General features: G+C 71.9%; 15 protein-coding genes. 7 read left to right on the top strand and 8 right to left on the bottom strand.

Translation table 11 applies throughout. From position 1 onward, the window contains the following. Positions 1 to 32: 32 nt before the first annotated feature. Genes INQ48_31380 through INQ48_31355 form a run of 6 tightly spaced genes read right to left on the bottom strand, consistent with a single transcriptional unit; the run spans position 33 to position 6172 of the window. Positions 33 to 1031, bottom strand: a complete 999-nt coding sequence (locus INQ48_31380) for a tripartite tricarboxylate transporter substrate binding protein (protein QRF62067.1) — start codon at positions 1029 to 1031, stop codon at positions 33 to 35. Between the two features lie 35 nt (positions 1032 to 1066). Beyond that, on the bottom strand, positions 1067 to 2248 hold the full coding sequence (locus INQ48_31375; GenBank protein ID QRF62066.1) for a PrpF protein: 1182 nt from the start codon (positions 2246 to 2248) through the stop codon (positions 1067 to 1069). 4 nt (positions 2249 to 2252) lie between these two features. Further along, positions 2253 to 3236: a tripartite tricarboxylate transporter substrate binding protein gene (locus tag INQ48_31370; protein QRF62065.1), complete on the bottom strand. Its 984-nt coding sequence runs from the start codon at positions 3234 to 3236 to the stop codon at positions 2253 to 2255. Between the two features lie 19 nt (positions 3237 to 3255). Next, positions 3256 to 3882: a 3-isopropylmalate dehydratase small subunit gene (leuD, locus tag INQ48_31365; GenBank protein QRF62064.1), complete on the bottom strand. Its 627-nt coding sequence runs from the start codon at positions 3880 to 3882 to the stop codon at positions 3256 to 3258. Positions 3883 to 3884: 2 nt separating this feature from the next. Further along, entirely contained in the window at positions 3885 to 5303 is a 1419-nt protein-coding gene (locus tag INQ48_31360; protein ID QRF62063.1) for a 3-isopropylmalate dehydratase large subunit, read from the bottom strand. 5 nt (positions 5304 to 5308) lie between these two features. Next, positions 5309 to 6172, bottom strand: coding sequence for an isocitrate lyase/PEP mutase family protein (locus tag INQ48_31355; protein QRF62062.1), 864 nt, complete (start codon positions 6170 to 6172; stop codon positions 5309 to 5311). Between the two features lie 136 nt (positions 6173 to 6308). On the opposite strand from INQ48_31355, the gene INQ48_31350 reads away from it, so the two are divergent. Next, on the top strand, positions 6309 to 7112 hold the full coding sequence (locus INQ48_31350; GenBank protein QRF62061.1) for a GntR family transcriptional regulator: 804 nt from the start codon (positions 6309 to 6311) through the stop codon (positions 7110 to 7112). A 30-nt stretch (positions 7113 to 7142) separates the two neighbouring features. Here INQ48_31350 and INQ48_31345 read toward each other — a convergent pair whose 3' ends face one another. Continuing rightward, the gene (locus INQ48_31345; GenBank protein QRF62060.1) at positions 7143 to 8747 is read right to left on the bottom strand and encodes a tannase/feruloyl esterase family alpha/beta hydrolase; all 1605 of its coding nucleotides are present in this window, start codon (positions 8745 to 8747) and stop codon (positions 7143 to 7145) included. Positions 8748 to 8995: 248 nt separating this feature from the next. On the opposite strand from INQ48_31345, the gene INQ48_31340 reads away from it, so the two are divergent. Then, positions 8996 to 9679 (top strand): Crp/Fnr family transcriptional regulator, encoded by a 684-nt coding sequence (locus INQ48_31340; protein ID QRF62059.1) that lies wholly within the window; start codon positions 8996 to 8998, stop codon positions 9677 to 9679. A gap of 34 nt (positions 9680 to 9713) precedes the next feature. On the opposite strand, the gene INQ48_31335 is transcribed toward INQ48_31340, so the two are convergent. Continuing rightward, positions 9714 to 10523 carry an AraC family transcriptional regulator gene (locus INQ48_31335; protein ID QRF62058.1) on the bottom strand — a complete coding sequence of 270 codons (810 nt, stop codon included), beginning with the start codon at positions 10521 to 10523 and terminating at the stop codon, positions 9714 to 9716. A gap of 116 nt (positions 10524 to 10639) precedes the next feature. On the opposite strand from INQ48_31335, the gene INQ48_31330 reads away from it, so the two are divergent. Genes INQ48_31330 through INQ48_31310 form a run of 5 tightly spaced genes read left to right on the top strand, consistent with a single transcriptional unit; the run spans position 10640 to position 15074 of the window. Continuing rightward, positions 10640 to 11815, top strand: a complete 1176-nt coding sequence (locus INQ48_31330) for an amidohydrolase (GenBank protein QRF62057.1) — start codon at positions 10640 to 10642, stop codon at positions 11813 to 11815. Further along, on the top strand, positions 11812 to 12936 hold the full coding sequence (locus INQ48_31325; GenBank protein QRF62056.1) for an aminotransferase class I/II-fold pyridoxal phosphate-dependent enzyme: 1125 nt from the start codon (positions 11812 to 11814) through the stop codon (positions 12934 to 12936). Before INQ48_31330 ends, INQ48_31325 begins: the two co-directional genes overlap by 4 nt. A 20-nt stretch (positions 12937 to 12956) precedes the next feature. Beyond that, positions 12957 to 14126: an amidohydrolase gene (locus tag INQ48_31320; protein QRF63028.1), complete on the top strand. Its 1170-nt coding sequence runs from the start codon at positions 12957 to 12959 to the stop codon at positions 14124 to 14126. Then, positions 14126 to 14611 carry a cupin domain-containing protein gene (locus INQ48_31315; protein QRF62055.1) on the top strand — a complete coding sequence of 162 codons (486 nt, stop codon included), beginning with the start codon at positions 14126 to 14128 and terminating at the stop codon, positions 14609 to 14611. Before INQ48_31320 ends, INQ48_31315 begins: the two co-directional genes overlap by 1 nt. Next, entirely contained in the window at positions 14595 to 15074 is a 480-nt protein-coding gene (locus INQ48_31310; GenBank protein QRF62054.1) for a GNAT family N-acetyltransferase, read from the top strand. The genes INQ48_31315 and INQ48_31310 overlap by 17 nt, the downstream gene beginning before the upstream one ends. Positions 15075 to 15099 lie beyond the last annotated feature (25 nt).

Raw genomic sequence — 15099 nt, 5'->3', positions numbered from 1 at the left:
CCGAAGGTGCGGGAGTCGTCATGCGCCATGGCTTACTCCGGCGTGACACCAGCGGCGCGCGCGGCCTCGCCCCACTTGCGGTTCTCGGCGACCAGGAAGGCCTTGAGCTGCTCGGGCGATCCGCCCTCGAGCTCGCTGCCCGAGGTCTCGGCCGAACGGATCACGTCGGGGCGACGCTGCGCCTGCAGCAGTGCCTTGTTGAGCTTCTCGACCACGGCGGGCGGCGTGGCGGCCGGGGCCAGCACGGCGGTCCACGACGCGACCTCGAAGCCCGGATAGCCCTGCTCGGCGATGGTGGGAACCTGCGGCAGTTCCTTGTAGCGGCCCTTGCTCGACACGCCCAGCACCTTGAGCTTGCCCTGGCGCACCTGCGGCAGCACCAGCCCGCCGGCGTCCATCATCACGTCGATCTGGCTGCCGATCAGGTCGGTGAGCGCGGCCGACGAGCCCTTGTAGGGCACGTGCACGATGTCGGCGCCGGCCGCCTTCTTGAGCATCTCCATCGCGAGGTTGGCCGTGATGCCGCGCCCGCCCGAACCGTAGTTGAGCTTGCCCGGATGGGCCTTGGCATAGGCCACGAGGTCGGCCAGCGTGTGGAAGGGCGAGGCCGCCGGCACCACCACGTAGAGCCGGCCCACGCCGTTGAGCATGACGGGTGCGAAGTCCTTGACCGGGTCGTAGCCGGGCTTGGCGTAGATCGAGGGATTGATCGCCAGCTGGCCCGAGGTGCCCAGCAGCAGCGTGTAGCCGTCGGGCGCCGCGTTGCGCACGTCCTGCGCGCCGAGGATGCCGTTGGCGCCGGCCTTGTTGTCGACGAACACCGGCTTGCCGAGGATCTCGGTGAGCGCGATCGACAGGGCGCGCGCGCCGGTGTCCACGGTCTGCCCGGGTGGGTAGCCGACGACGATGCGGATCGGGCGCGAGGGATAGCCGTCGCCTTGCGCCCATGCGAAGGAGGGGGCGAGCGAAGCGGCGGTGGCCGCGGCCGCGCACTGCCCGAGGAAGCGGCGGCGGGAGGAATCGGGATGCATGAAGTCTCCTTTGGAATGTTGGGATCGACGAGGGCTCAGGCCGGGTCCAGCACCGACCGCGGCACCCAGGCCGTGCCGTCCATCAGCCGGCGTGCCGTCCGCGCGAAACCCAGCGCCTCGAAGGCCAGCGGCCGCGAGGCCTCGCAGCGCCCCCGCACGTCGACGCGCATCGCGCCGAGCGGATGGCCGATGTGCAGGCTGTCGGGCACGACGCGGTCGCCGGCGCCGCGCGCCGCCGCATGCACCACCGAGCCTTCGACGCTCGCGCAAGCGGCGGTACAGATCGCGCCGGTGCCCGCCATGCTTTCGTGGCAGCGGCCGTAGAACACCAGCCGCGCGCACAGGTCGACCTGCGCGGCCGCCACGGCGCGGCCCTGCGCATCGGCATAGGCGGTGGGCGGCGCTACGATCACGACCAGCGGCAGCGCCGGCGACACGCTGTCGGCCTCGCGCCAGTGGTCGCACAGGCCGAGCAGGACGGCCGCGCGCGCACGCAGCGCCTTCAAGGTCGACAGCAAAGCGGCATCGGCATCGATCGCGTCTGGCAGCTCGGTGCCCGACAGGCCCAGGGCATCGGCCGCGACGAAGACGCAGGGATTGCCGACGTCGCAGAGGCTGACCTCGAAGCGCCGCCCGTCGTCGAGCGCGATCTCGTCGCGCGCATGGCCCGTGGGCATGCCGCGGCCGGTTTTGGCGCCGATGGTGGCGCGGTAGTCCATGAAGATCCGCGCGCCGGTGCCGGGCACGCCGGGAATCGCGAAGTCGCCGCGCACGCACGCATGGCCATCGGCCACGGGCACATGCGCCACCAGCAGCTTGCCGGTGTTCGTGTTGTGGATGCGCACGCGCGCCACGGGGCCTTCGGCGCGCGCCAGCCCGGCATCGATCGCGAACGGTCCCACGCCCGCCGAGATGTTGCCGCAGTTGCTCGTGAAGACCACGCGGCCCTCGCCGGGCGGCACGATGCCGTAGGTGTAGTCCACGTCGGCCTCGGGATGCGTGGGCGGCCCGACGATCGCGAGCTTGGCCGTCACCAGCCGCGAACCGCCGAGGCCATCGATCTGCAGCAGGTCGTGCGCGCCGAGCAGCGCCATCAGCAGGCGGTCGCGCCGCGCGCCCGCGGGCGGCAGGTCGGCGGCGTTGAAGTAGAGGCCCTTGCTGGTGCCGCCGCGCAGCACGGTGCAGGGCACGCCGAGCTGTTCGCCCATGACTCGCATCGCATCAATCCTCGAGCGGGAAGCGCTTGACCAGCGCAGCGAGGCGTGCATCGTCCTCGCGGATCATGGTCTCGAAGGCGGCCGGACTCGTGAAGGCCGGCTCCGCGCCCGCGACCGCCAGCGCCTCGCGCACATGGGCGTCCTTGCCGGCTTCGCGCGTGGCATCGGCGATGGCGCGCGCGATCGCGGGCGGCGTTCCCTTGGGTGCGAACATGCCGTACCAGGTCACCGAATAGGAGTCGGGCCAGCCGGCCTCGAGGCTGGTCGGCACCTCGGGCAGGGCCTGCGCACGCTGCTCGCCGTTGGTCACGAGGATGCGCACGCGCCCGGCCTTGTGCAGCGGCATCGCGGCCGTGATGCCGGTGAAGGCCATCGTGAGGTTGCCCGAGACCAGGTCGCCCACGATCGGCGAGGTGCCCTTGTAGTTGACGACCGCGAGGTCACGCAGCTGGTAATCGGCCGCGAACTTCTGCGCCCGCACCTTGGAGCTGTTCTCGCCGCTGCCCGCGTTGCAGGGCTTGGTGCGGCAATGGGCGATGAGCTCGGGCAGGGTCTTGAAGGGCAGCGTGGCCGTCATCACCAGCGCGGTCGGCGAGGTCGCCACCGCGGTCACGGGCGTGAGCCGGGTCACGGGATCGATGGCCTTGAGGCTGCGCTGGTACTTCATCAGCAGCAGCGAGGGCACCTGGAACAGCAGCGTGTAGCCGTCGGGCGCGGCCTCGATCACGCGCCGGGTGCCGATCAGGCCGTCGGCACCGCCGAGGTTCTCGACCAGCACCGGCTGCTTCCACAGCACCGACAGCCGGCTCGCGACGGCGCGCGCGGTGGCGTCGGTGCCGCCGCCGGGGTTGTAGGGCACGACCAGCGTGACCGGGCGTTGCGGCGCCCAGGCGGTCTGGGCCTGGACCGTGGCGGCGCCGAGGCCGCAGGCCGCGCAGAGCGCGGGCAGCCAGCGGCGCGCCAGCGAGCGAAGGGATGTGTCGAACATGAAAGGCGGTCTCCGGTGATCAGGATTGCGGCGCGGCAGCCGCCGGCCAGGCCCAGGGGCGGGCCGCGCGGTCGCGCGCCTGCCAGGCATCGACGGCGCCGCGCAGCTTGAGCGTGCGGCCGATGTCGTCGAGCCCTTCGAGCAGGGCCTCGCGGCGCAGCGGATCGACCTCGAAGGGCAACTCGGTGCCGTCGGGCAGCGCGATGCGCTGCGTGCGCAGGTCGACCTGCCACGGCCCTTCGGCGCCGCAGGCCGAATGGGCCCGCGCGAGTTCGGCCGGTGCGAGGCGGATCGGCAGCACGCCGTTCTGGAAGCAGTTGGCGTGGAAGATGTCGCCGAAGCTCTCGGCGATCACGCAGCGGATGCCGCGCGCGAGCAGCGCCCACACGGCGCCTTCGCGCGACGAGCCGCAGCCGAAGTTGCGGCCGGCCACCAGGATCGGTGCCTCGCGCCAGCGCGGCTGGTTGAGCACGAAGTCCGGGTCTTCGCTGCCGTCGGCGCGAAAGCGCAGCGCCTCGAAGGCCCACGGGCCGAGTTCGCCGCGCGCGAGACTGGTGAGACGCTCGATGCGCACGATCAGGTCGGTGTCGACGTTGTCGATGGAAAGCGGCGCCGCGGCGCCGCGCAGGAGGGTGAAGGCCTGCATGTTCAGAGGCTCCGTGGATCGGCGATGGCGCCGGCCAGCGCGGCCGCGACGGCGCTGGCCGGGCTGGCGAGGTGGGTGCGCGCGCCCGGGCCCTGGCGGCCGACGAAGTTGCGGTTCGAGGTCGAGACCACGCGCTCGCCCGGTGCGGCCTGCTCGCCGTTGGCGGCCACGCACATGCTGCAACCGGGCTCGCGCCAGTCGAAGCCGGCTTCGCGGAACAGCCGGTCCAGGCCTTCGCGCTCGGCCGCGCGCTTGACGTTCTCCGAGCCCGGCACCACCCAGGCCCGTACATGCGAGGCCACGCGGCGGCCGCGCAGCAGCGTCGCGGCCTCGCGCAGGTCCGACAGCCGCGAGTTGGTGCACGAGCCGATGAACACGCGGTCCACGCGCTGGCCCTGCAACGGCGCGCCGGCCGCGAGCCCCATGTAGTCGAGCGCGCCCTGCCAGGCCTGGCGCTGCGAGGCATCCGCCGCGTCGGCGGGATCAGGAATGCGCGCGTCGATCGCGATCGCATGCTCCGGGCTCGTGCCCCAGGTCAGCGTGGGCGCCACGGCGCTCGCGTCGATCCGTGCTTCGCGCGCGTAGACCGCGCCGGGGTCGCTCGGGAGGCCGCGCCAATACGCAGCCGCTTCGGCGAAGCATGCCTCGGGCGGCGCGAAGTCGCGGCCGCGCAGATAGGCCTCGGTCTTCGCGTCGGGCGCCACCATGCCGATGCGCGCACCCAGCTCGATCGAGAGGTTGCACAGCGTCATGCGCTGCTCGATCTCCATCGCGCGCACGGCCTCGCCGGCGTACTCGACCGCGAAGCCCGTGCCCGCGCTGGCACCGAGCCGCGCGATCATCGCGAGCGCGAGGTCCTTGGCGCCCACGCCTGCACCAGGCAGTCCGTCGAAGTGCACGCGCAGCGTGCGAGGCCGGCGCAGCACCAGCGTCTGGCTCGCGAGCGCATGCGTGACCTCGGACGAACCCACGCCGAAGGCGATCGCGCCGAGGGCGCCGTTGGTGCAGGTGTGGCTGTCGCCGCAGATCAGCGTCATGCCGGGCTGCACGATGCCGAGTTCCGGCCCCATCACATGCACGATGCCCTGGCCCGGCTGCCCCAGGTCGAACAGGCGGATGCCGGCGCCGCGCGTCAGCAGCTTGAGGCCCTGGTACAGATGCACGCCGCCCGCGAAGCTCTGGCCGGTGCGACCCGGCGCGCTCGAGACGGCATGGTCGGGCGTGGCGAAGGCCAGCTCGGGATTGCGCACCGGCAGGCCGCGCTCGGCCAGCTCGCGCAGCCCGGCGGTGCCCGACAGGTCGTGCAGCAGGTGGCGGTCGATGTGCAGCAGGTCCCAGCCGTCGGGCAGGGGCTGGACCACGTGCGCGTCCCAGATCTTGTCGAACAGCGTGCGCGGCGCGGTGGTTTGCGTTGCATCCATGGCCATCATTCCGCCGCCTGGAAGCGCGTGCGCAGCGCATCCCATTCCGCGGCGCCCAGGCGCCGGAAACGCTCGGCCACGCCGGGCGCATGGGCCGAACTCGGCGGCTGGCCCGTGCTGCGCAGGGCCGACAGCGCCTGCTCGCAGGCCGAGGCCGCGGCGCCGATCAGCAGGCTCGGCAGGATCGCGAGGCGATAGCCCATCCGCTGCGCCGTCGCCAGGTCCAGGTCGGGCGTCTTGCCGCCGCGCACGATGTTGAGCAGGCATGGGCCCTCGACGCGCCGCGGGATCGCGGCCAGTTCCTCCATCGACTGCGCGGCCTCGACGAACACCATGTCGGCGCCGGCGGCCAGCGCCTCGCGGGCGCGTTCCACCGCCTCGTCGAGCCCGAGCATCGCGCGCGCATCGGTGCGCGCGATCACCAGGAAGGCCGGGTCGCGCCGGGCGGCGAGGGCGGCGCGGATCTTGGCGACGAACTGGTCGCGCGGGATCACCTCCTTGCCGTCGAGGTGGCCGCAGCGCTTGGGCGCGACCTGGTCCTCGATGTGCAGCCCGGCCACGCCGCGCATCTCGTACTCGCGCACGGTGCGCGTCACGTTGAGCTCGTTGCCGTAGCCGGTGTCGGCATCGGCGATGACCGGCACGCCGACCGAGCGCGCGAGCACGCCCGCGGCCTCGGCCATCTCGTTCATCGACAGCAGGCCGTAGTCGGGAAAGCCGCGCGCCGCCGAAGCGCCGGCGCCGGTCATGTAGACGCAGGCGAAGCCGGCCGCCTCGACCATCTTGGCGGTCATGCCGTCATAGGCGCCGGGGGCGACGACGAGTTCTGGGCGGGAGAGCAACTGGCGCAGGTCGTGGGCGGTGGTCATGGAGCGAAGGCATCGAAGTGATTTAGTGATGACATCATAATGCTATAACCTTTCGACGTTGTTAGGGTATGCCTGAATGGGCGGGCACAATCGGCCGAACGCGCGGGCGGCCCGCGCCGCCGAAGCACTGCTCTCCATGGACACACCGAACCCTTCCCAACTGCGCCGCGAACCCGGCACCGCGCTGCACCGGCAGCTCTTCATGGTGCTGCGCGACCAGATCGCCCAGGGCGCCTATGGCGTGGGCGACCTGATTCCGGCCGAGGACGCGCTGTGCGCCCAGTTCGACGTCTCGCGCATCACGGTGCGGCGCGCGGTGTCGGACCTGGAGCATCTGGGGCTGGTCGAGAAGCGGCCGGGCCGCGGCACCTTCGTGCGCGCCGTGCCGCGCGCGCAGCGGCCCCAGCCTTCGTTCGGCCTGATCGAATCGCTGGGCCGGCAGGCGCGCGAGACCGAGGTGACCGTGCTCAAGGTCGAGACGGCGCTCGCGCCACCGACCGTGGCGCAGCAGTTGCAGCTGGAGGCGGGCGCCGCCGCGGTTCATGCGGTGCGGCTGCGTTCGGCGCACGGCACGCCGATGATGGTCACCGATGCCTGGGTGCCGCAGGAGGTGGGGCGCAACGTGACCGCCACCGAGTTGCAGAAGCGCGCGCTGTTCGAGATCCTGATGGCCGAGGGCATCAAGTTCGGCCGCGTGATCCAGGAGGTGACCGCCGTCGCGGCCGACCCCGTGCTCGCCGGCCTCCTGCGCGTGGACCTCGGCGCGCCGCTGGTGCGCCTGGTGCGGCTGCTGCACGACCGGCGCAAGCGGCCGGTGCAGCACATCACCATCCATTTCACGGGCGAGCGCAGCCGCGTGCTGATGGAGGTGCCGGCCGAGGCGGTGAACACGATGGGGGCGGGGCAGATCGTGCATGACCTGGAGTTGCCGCCCGCCTGACCGGGCCCGGTCAGGCGCCGCGCCGCCGCCTCAGGGCGTGGTGCAGGTGTAGCTGGCCGCGAGCTTCGCGGCCGCCGCGTCGCCCGCGGGTCCGGTGTAGCGCGGGTACTGCGGATGGCGGCACAGCGGGCGGCTGAAGCTGGTCTTGCCGGCGTCGATCTTCGCCGCGACCAGGGTCTCGGGCGCCTTGCCTTCGCCGACCCAGGTGTCGAGCGCCGCCAGCAGGTTCGTGGTGTCGGCGCCGGGGCCGCCGGCGCAGTGGTTCACGCCGGGCGCGACGTAGTAGCGCACGTTGGCTTCCACGGTGGCCGCGCCGAGCGTCGTCTTGAGGTTCTGGAAGTACTCGGTGGTCGTGTTGACGCTGAGCGCCGAGTCGTTCCCGCCGTGCCACAGGATCAGTTTGCCGCTGCTGCCGAAGTAGGGGCGCAGGTCGGTGCTGGTGGCGCTGTTGAGGGCCTCGAGGCCGAACAGCGCCTGCGGATCCTGCTCGTAGGGCGCATAGGCCAGCGAGTCCGCGGCGAGGTCGCGCGCCAGGTAGGTCTTCACCGTCGTGTCCTGGAACAGGTATTGCGCCGCCGTCTTCGGGCCGGCGATGCCCGTCACCCAGGCGGGCCAGGCGCCCACGTCGTCCTCGTTGCCCGAGAGCGGCCAGCCCGCGTTGCGGTAGGCGCCGCCGGCCCAGACCGCGGGCGAGGTCCACGAACTCACGACGGCGAGCTGCGCATCGGACAGGCAGCTGTCGCCGGTGTCGCCACCGCCCGCGCAGCGCAGCACGGCCGGGTCGAAGCTGCACGAGGGGTTCGACACCACGCCGTCGACGATGCCGTCGTTGGCATCGCAGGCGCCGCGCACCGCGGCGGCCAGCGTCGAGATCTTCGCGGCGCTCAGCAGTCCGCCCGGGGCCGCGATCGCCTTCGCGGTGCGGTTGAAATGGCCCATGAAGCCGACCCAGTTGTAGGCCGGCGTGCGCGCGATGATGCCGTCGAACAGGTTCGGATAGCGCTGCGCGTTCATCAGCGCCTCGCGCCCGCCGTTGGAGCAGCCCTCGAAGTAGGAGCGCGCGGGCGCGTTGCCGTAGGCCACGGTCAGCATCTGCAGCGCGGGCGCCATCACCGTGGGCACCGACAGGCTGCCGAACAGCTGGGCAGCATACGGATCGTTCAGGGCCCAGCTCGCATCCACGCCGCTGCCCTGGTGGCCCGAATCGCTGCTCACGTTGGCGAAGCCCATCGACAGCGCCGCCGTGTTCGCGGCCGGCACCTCGCCGTTGTAGCCGCCGCCGCTGTAGACCAGCTTGCCGTTCCAGCCTTCGGGCAGGCGCAGCGCGAGGTTGAGCTTGGGCGACATCAGGGCCTGGACCTGGCAGTAGGCCGGCACGCCATCCGCGGCGGCGACCACGGCGGCTTTCTGCACCACGGCGCCGTCGATGGTCTTGCCGGCCAGCAGGTCGCACAGGGCCTGCGCCGTGCGGGCTGGGGGCGGCGGCGGTGGCGCCGAGGGCGGTGCGGGGGGCGGCGCCGGTGGCAGGACCAGCGGGAGGAACCCACCGCCGCCGCCACCTCCGCCTCCACAGCCCGCGAGCAGCGCCGCGAGTCCCATGCCGAGCAGTGCCGTCTTGCCTGTCCTGGATGCCATCGTCTCTCTCCTGGTTGTCGTTGGAAGAAAAGTCCGGCGGCATTGTGCGAAGCGCCCGCGCGCAAGAATGTGCCCGGCGGCACATTCGGGCTCGGTGGAAATACCTAAGGCACGCCGCCATGGCGGCGCAGATGATGGCGCGGCGAGGGAGGGCTTCGGCGACGCCGGCGGCCGGCCTTCGCTCCCTGCAGCCCCATCCTCCGCTCATCGCCGCCGTGCACTCCGAAGCCTCCAGGAATCGCTCCACGTTGACGCTGCGCGACGCGCTCGAGGCGGCGGACTGGATGCAGTCGCTGCCGCAGGAGGCCAGGGAGCGCATTCTTTCCGATGCCCACGAGAGCTATTTCCGCGAAGGCGAGGTGGTCGCGCGCAAGGGCGAGCCCGCGCACTCGTGGATCGGCGTCGCCGAAGGGCTGCTGAGGATCAGCGCGGTCTACCGCACCGGCAAGGTCGTCATGTTCACCGGCGTGCCGGAGGGCAGCTGGATCGGCGAAGGCTCCGTCATCAAGCGCGAGCTGCGGCGCTACGACATCCTCGCGATGCGGCCGACCCGCGTGATCCATGTGCCGGGCTCGACCTTCCGCTGGCTGCTCGACGTCAGCATCGAGTTCAACCACGCGGTGATCGCGCGGCTCAACGAACGCCTCGCGCAGTACATCGGCCTGATGGAGATCGATCGCTTGAGCGACCCGGTCGCGCGGGTCGCGCGCTGCATCGGCACGCTCTACAACCCGATCCTGTCGCCGCGCCTCGGGCCGGCGCTGCATCTTTCCCACACCGAGCTCGGCGAGATGATCGGCATGTCGCGCAAGGGCGTGAGCACCGCGCTCAGGCAGCTCGAGTCCGAAGGGCTGGTGCATGCGCAGTACGGCACGGTGTCGGTGCGCAACCTGCCGCGGCTGGTCAACTACGAGGAGCGCGATCGGGGCTGAGGCGCGCAGGAGAGTCCGCGCCGCGACCCGCCGCTCAACCGCGCTGCCGGTCCTGCTGCACCCGCCGGAACTGGCCCGCGGTGATGCCGTAGGCCGCGGCGAATTCGCGGGAGAAATGGCTCTGGTCGTGGTAGCCGCATTCCAGCGCGGCGTCGACCACCGACGCACCTTCCGCCAGCATCCGCTTGGCCGCGATCAGCCGCAGCTGGCTCGTGAGGACCTTCGGCGCGAGGCCCAGCTCGCGCTTCGATCGGCGCCAGGCGGTCGATCGGCTCGCTGGCGCGGCGCGTTCGTCCGCCGCGCGGCTGCCCTCGCCGGCGCGTGCGCCCAGGCGCTCGCTGCGGGCCGCGTCGTGCGCGGTCGGCGAGGCGTGCGCGGATGCCGTGAGCGCGAGGCCCAGGCGCCGGAACAGCGAGCGCGTCAACGCATTCTCGGCCACGCCGCAGGCGCCATCCATGGCGCGGTGCCAGGCGACGAACAGCGCATGGAGTGCCGCGTCGCGCAGCACGGGCCGCTCGAAGCGGCCGATGGTTCCGGCAGCGCCCGCTTCGGCGCCGAGCATGTGCGCGAAGGTTTGCTCGGGCAGGTAGACCATGCGCGTCGACCAGCCGGTTCCCAGCGAATAGCCGTCGTGGACCTGCATCGGGTTCAGCACGATGAGCTCGTCCGCGCCCGCGGTCCATTCGACGCCTTCGCAGCGAAAGCCCTGCGCATGGCGTGTCACGGCGCCGATGGTGAAGCCGGCATGCCAATGCGAGCGGAAGCGCTGCGCTTCGTAGTCGGCGCAGACCAGCTCCAACGCGGGAAGGTCGGGCGCCAGGCTGTAGCTGATCCTCGCTCGCACCTGCGGTTCCTTTCTTCAGGCCCTGGCGAGGGCGCGCTGCGACATTCGTACAAGACCGTTCATGGCTGCCTGCCTAGAGTCGATCCACCTGTTGATCACTGACGAAAGCAAGCCCCATGCAAGTTGTTGACCTGCCCACCGCCTGGCTCGATGAACTCGTCGCCGTCCGGCGCGACATCCATGCCCATCCCGAGATGGCGTTCAAGGAGAACCGCACCTCCGACCTGATCGCGGCGAAATTAGCGGAATACGGACTCGAAGTCCATCGGGGGATCGCCCGCACGGGCATCGTGGCGGTGCTGCGCCGCGGCACGTCGGGGCGGGCGATCGCGCTGCGCGCCGACATGGATGCGCTGCCCATCGTCGAGAAGAACGACTTCGCCCACTGCTCCACGCATTCGGGCGTGATGCATGCCTGCGGACACGATGGCCACGCCACCATGCTGCTGGGCGCGGCGCGCCACCTCGCGGCCGCGGGCGACTTCGACGGCACCGTCTACTTCGTGTTCCAGCCGGCCGAGGAGAACGAGGGCGGCGGGCGCGTGATGGTCGAGGAGGGGCTGTTCGAGACCTATCCCGTGGAAGCCGTCTACGGCATGCACAACTGGCCCGGCCTCGACGTCGGGAAGTTCGCGGTCCATGCCGGCCCCGTGATGGCGGCGATCGACCTGTTCGACATCGAGATCGAAGGCCGCGGCGCGCACGCGGCGATGCCGCAGCAGGGCGACGACCCGATCGTGGCCGCCGGCGAACTGATCACGGCGATCCAGACGGTGGTGAGCCGCGCGGCCGACCCGGCCGAGGCCGTGGTGCTGAGCATCACCAAGGTGCACGCGGGCAACACCTCGAACGTGGTGCCGTCGATCGCGGCGCTGCACGGCACCTGCCGCTATTTCAACCCGGCAATGAGCGAGGTCGTCGAGCAGCGCCTGCGCCGCCTCGTGGACGGCATCTGCGCCGCGCACGGCTTGAAGGGCACCTTGCGCTACGAGCGCAAATGTCCGGCGACCATCAACAGCCCGGACCCGGCCCGGGTGGCGGCGCTGGCCGCCGCGGACGTCGTCGGCGCCGAGCGCACGCTGACCGGCCTCGCGCCGAGCATGGGCTGCGAGGACTTCGCGCACATGCTGTCCGTGAAGCAGGGCTGCTACGTCTGGATCGGCAACGGCCCTGGTGTCGGCGGCTGCACGCTGCACAGCGCGAAGTTCGATTTCAACGACGACATCGTGTCGCTGGGCCTGAGCTACTGGACGGCCCTGGTGCACCGCTGCCTGCCGCGGGTGGGCGCATGAAGTCCGGCTCCGCGACGGCGGTGCTCGATGCGCCGCAGGCAGGCCGCGTGCGGATGGACGGCCGCGAACTGCTGATGCTCGGCGCCAACGACTACCTGGGCCTCGCGAACCATCCCGCGGTGGTGGCGGCGGTGAAGGAGGCGGTGTCGCGCCACGGCGTGGGCACGGGCATCAACCCCTGCTTCGCGCGCACCCCGGTGCATGCGCGGCTCGAGGCGGAACTGGCCGACTTCCTCGGCACCGAGGCCGTGCTGCTGTTCGCCTCCTGCTCGGCGGCCAACGCGGGCGTGCTGTCGGCGCTCGCCGGCGAGGGCGACGCGATCTTCAGCGACCGCATGAACCACGCGAGCATCATCGACGGCTGCCGGCTCAGCCGCGCCGACGCCTTCGTCTACGACTACCGCAGTCCGCAAAGCCTGCAGTCGCAACTGCTGACGCGCTTTTACGCGGGCAAGGCGATCGTGGTGACCGACGGCGTGTTCAGCATGGAGGGGCACCTGGCGCCGCTCGCGCAGCTTCATGCGGCCACGCAGGCGCACGGCGCCTTGCTGGTGATCGACGACAGCCATGCCACGGGCGTCGTCGGTCCCCGGGGCGCCGGCTGCGCGGCGCTGTTCGGCATCGACCCCGATGCGGTCCTCACCACGGGCACCTTCTCCAAGGCGCTCGGGGGCGCGCCCGGCGGTTTCGTGGCGGGCTCGCGCGAGGCGATCGACCGGCTGCGCGCCCAGGCGCGGCCCTTCATCTTCACCAGCGGCATGAGCGTCGCCGATGCCGCGGCGTCGCTGGAAGCCCTGCGGCAGCTGCGCGACCACCCCGAGCACCTCGATGCACTGTGGAACAACACGCGGAGCTTCCGGGCGCTGCTGCGCGAGCGCGGCTTCGAGGTCGAGGACGCGCCGAGTCCCATCACGCCGCTGCCGGTGGGCGACGCCGCGCGGGCCAGGGCCATCCACGAACGGCTGCTCGAGCTCGGCGTCTTCGTGCCCGCGATGACCTTCCCGATCGTGGCGAAGGACGACGCGAGGCTGCGTGCCCAGCCGAGCGCCGCGCTGTCGCCACGGCAGATCGAGGCGGCGGTGGACGCGATCGCGCGGGCCTTCGGCGAGTGCGCGCGGTGAGCACGGTCGTCGAACGCGCCCTGCCGCGAGCACTCACGGGCGAGGAGACCCGGCTGCTGTGCACCCATCGCCGATGGCTGCACGCCCATCCCGAACTCGCGTTCCGCGAGCGCAAGACCGCCGACTACGTGGCGGCCGAGCTGGCCGCGCTCGGCCTCGTGCCCGAGCGCGGGCTGGCGACCACGGGCATCGTCGCCACCATCGAAGGCCAGCGGCCAGGCCCGGCGGTCGGCCTGCGCGCCGACATGGATGCACTGCCGGTGCAGGAGCGCACGGGGGCGGACCACGCATCGACCCATGCCGGGACCATGCATGCCTGCGGCCACGACGGCCACACGGCGATGCTGCTCGGCGCCGCGCGGCTGCTGGCGCAGGAGCGCGATTTCGCGGGCCGCGTGCACCTGGTGTTCCAGCCCGCCGAGGAGAACGAGGGCGGCGGGCGCGTGATGGTCGAAGAGGGGCTGTTCGAACGCTATCCGATGGAGGCGATCTACGGCCTGCACAACTGGCCAGGGCTGCCGCAGGGCCATGTCGCCGTGCGTCCCGGTCCCATGATGGCCAGCTTCGACGTGTTCGAGATCACGCTGCGCGGCAGGGGCGGGCACGCGGCCATGCCGCACCGGGTCGACGACGTGGTGCTGGCGGGCAGCGCGCTCGCGATGTCGCTGCAGACGGTGGTCAGCCGGCGCCTCGATCCGGCGCAGCGCGGTGTCCTGAGCATCACGCAGGTGCTGGCCGGCAATGTCTGGAACGTGCTGCCCGACGTCTGCACGCTCAAGGGCACCTGCCGCGCCTTCGGCGCCGCGACCCGCGACCGGCTCGAGAGCGCGATGCGCGAAGTCGCCGCGGGCATCGCGCAGGCCCATGGGGTCGACATCGAGGTGCGCTACGAGCGGCGGGTGCCGGCGACCGTCAACGACGCCGGCGCGGCCCGGCTGGCCGCGCGCTGCGCCGTCGACCTGCTCGGCGCCGCGCGCGTGCGCACCGAGTTCCTGCCGAGCATGGCCGGCGAGGACTTCTCCTTCATGCTGGAACGCTGCCCCGGCGCCTACCTCTGGCTCGGCGTGGGCGAGGCGCACGCGCCGCTGCACAGCCCGCATTTCGATTTCAACGACGCGGTGCTCGCCGACGGCTCGCGCCTGCTGGCGGCCATCGCGATGCATGCACTCCAACCCAAGAAAGGTCCCTGATGGAAACGATCCAGCCCCATGTCGTGCGCGTGCAGCAACGCGAACGCTTCGCCCTCGGTGGCGACCTCTACAGCCTGATCGCGCGCCGGCCGCAGACCGGCGGCGCCTTCGCCGCCTACGAGACCGTGGCACCGCCGGGACACGGCGCCATGAAGCACATCCACTCGCGCGAGAGCGAGTCGTTCCTGATGTTCTCGGGCCGGCTCACGGTGCGTGTCGACGGCGCGCCGATCGAACTCGCGGCCGGCGACTTCATCTCGTTCCCGCCCGGCTGCGCCTACGGCTTTCGCAACGAAGGCAGCGAGCCCGCGCGCTTCCTGACGCTGTTGGTGCCCGGCGGCCTCGAGGACTTCCTCGCTTCCGTGGGCCAGCCGGTCGGTGCGCAGGACGCCCACGCGGAAGCCTCGCCCGAATCGATAGACACGATGGTCCGGCGCGCGAAGGACTACGGCATCGAGTACCCCGACCATGTACTCGCTGGCTGAAGCCGTGCCCTCGGACCTGCCCGCGGTCCGCGCGCTGCTGCGGCGCTACGCGCGGGCGCTGGCGTTCGACCTGGCCTACCAGCGCTTCGACGAGGAACTCGAGGCCCTGCCACGACCCTACGTGCGCCCCGCGGGCCTGCTGCTGGTGGCGCGGCAGCCCGACGCGATCGTGGGCGTGGCCGCCTACCGGCCGCTCGGTGGCGGCATCGCGGAGGTCAAGCGCATGTACGTGGCGCCCGAGGCGCAGGGCCAGGGCCTCGGCCGCGCGCTGCTCGAGCGCCTGATCGCCGAGGCCAAGGCCGCGGGCCATGCGGCGCTGCGGCTCGACACGCACCGCCCGACCATGGCGGCGGCGATCGGCCTGTACACCGCGCTGGGCTTCGAGGAGATCCCCGCCTACGGGCCGGATCCGACGGGCGAGATCGCCTTCTTCCAGAGAACGCTGGCCGCGGACCTTGCCTGAGGGCGCGGCCGCCGGTTTCCTCCTT

The organism is Variovorax paradoxus, assembly GCA_016806145.1.
Lineage (GTDB): Bacteria > Pseudomonadota > Gammaproteobacteria > Burkholderiales > Burkholderiaceae_C > Variovorax.
This window is presented reverse-complemented; position numbering and strand designations above follow the sequence as displayed.

What these genes read in the sequence shown, in the direction of transcription:
- INQ48_31380 (QRF62067.1), bottom strand. Translation starts at nt 1,031, where the DNA reads ATGCATCCCGATTCCTCCCGCCGCCGCTTCCTCGGGCAGTGCGCGGCC.
- INQ48_31350 (QRF62061.1), top strand. Translation starts at nt 6,309, where the DNA reads ATGGACACACCGAACCCTTCCCAACTGCGCCGCGAACCCGGCACCGCG.
- INQ48_31370 (QRF62065.1), bottom strand. Translation starts at nt 3,236, where the DNA reads ATGTTCGACACATCCCTTCGCTCGCTGGCGCGCCGCTGGCTGCCCGCG.
- INQ48_31375 (QRF62066.1), bottom strand. Translation starts at nt 2,248, where the DNA reads ATGCGAGTCATGGGCGAACAGCTCGGCGTGCCCTGCACCGTGCTGCGC.
- INQ48_31325 (QRF62056.1), top strand. Translation starts at nt 11,812, where the DNA reads ATGAAGTCCGGCTCCGCGACGGCGGTGCTCGATGCGCCGCAGGCAGGC.
- leuD (QRF62064.1), bottom strand. Translation starts at nt 3,882, where the DNA reads ATGCAGGCCTTCACCCTCCTGCGCGGCGCCGCGGCGCCGCTTTCCATC.
- INQ48_31315 (QRF62055.1), top strand. Translation starts at nt 14,126, where the DNA reads ATGGAAACGATCCAGCCCCATGTCGTGCGCGTGCAGCAACGCGAACGC.
- INQ48_31330 (QRF62057.1), top strand. Translation starts at nt 10,640, where the DNA reads ATGCAAGTTGTTGACCTGCCCACCGCCTGGCTCGATGAACTCGTCGCC.
- INQ48_31355 (QRF62062.1), bottom strand. Translation starts at nt 6,172, where the DNA reads ATGACCACCGCCCACGACCTGCGCCAGTTGCTCTCCCGCCCAGAACTC.
- INQ48_31345 (QRF62060.1), bottom strand. Translation starts at nt 8,747, where the DNA reads ATGGCATCCAGGACAGGCAAGACGGCACTGCTCGGCATGGGACTCGCG.
- INQ48_31360 (QRF62063.1), bottom strand. Translation starts at nt 5,303, where the DNA reads ATGGATGCAACGCAAACCACCGCGCCGCGCACGCTGTTCGACAAGATC.
- INQ48_31310 (QRF62054.1), top strand. Translation starts at nt 14,595, where the DNA reads ATGTACTCGCTGGCTGAAGCCGTGCCCTCGGACCTGCCCGCGGTCCGC.